Genomic DNA, 553 nt, shown 5'->3' with positions numbered 1-553 from the left:
CAGATTGGCTGGAGGTTGTCGAGATCGCTAAGACACTCGGTTTTGAATGGGGCGGGGATTGGAAACGATTCAAGGACTACCCCCACTTGGAGATGATTCCTAACTAGACACCCCTCACAGCCTTTTCTTTTTCCTTATGTGCGCATCAATATAGGAAGGGTAAACCGGCTTATAGACAAGTTTGTAGTGCTGGTCACTGCCTGCAGTAAAGTCAGGCTGCCATTCCAGCTTCACATCAAAAGCGGCTAAAAGCGCTTCTCTCGCTTCTTCAGCGGAAACATCCGGCCTGTGATTTATCGCTTCCAATTGTTCAGGTTCAATATCAGGCGCCATAAAAGCGTCAATCAACCCAGTTTCCGGATTGACAATGATGCGGGCAGCGCCGAACTGCAGCGGCACTCCTTTATACCAGACAGAAAAATGGTTGCGGACTCTCCCTCTTTCATCAATTCGGACGGGATTCACCCTGAAAAACTCAGCCGCTCTCGGATAGAGGGCATACAAAAATTGAAGCGCTATCTCTTGGCATTCTTCCGTGGAGCATTGGCGGTTA

General features: G+C 49.0%; 2 protein-coding genes. One reads left to right on the top strand and one right to left on the bottom strand.

Going from position 1 to position 553, the window contains the following annotated elements; genetic code table 11:
* A partial coding sequence (locus ACWHAR_RS30835) for a M15 family metallopeptidase (protein ID WP_452088905.1) occupies positions 1 to 107 on the top strand: 107 nt, incomplete at its 5' end.
* A gap of 7 nt (positions 108 to 114) precedes the next feature.
* Here ACWHAR_RS30835 and ACWHAR_RS30830 read toward each other — a convergent pair.
* Positions 115 to 553: YcdB/YcdC domain-containing protein (locus ACWHAR_RS30830; protein ID WP_452088904.1), on the bottom strand; the 439-nt coding region annotated here is incomplete at its 5' end.

The sequence above is a fragment of the Bacillus sp. LR--39 genome (assembly GCF_053613335.1).
Note: the sequence above shows the minus strand (reverse complement) of the source record. Positions and strands in the feature narration are given on the sequence as shown.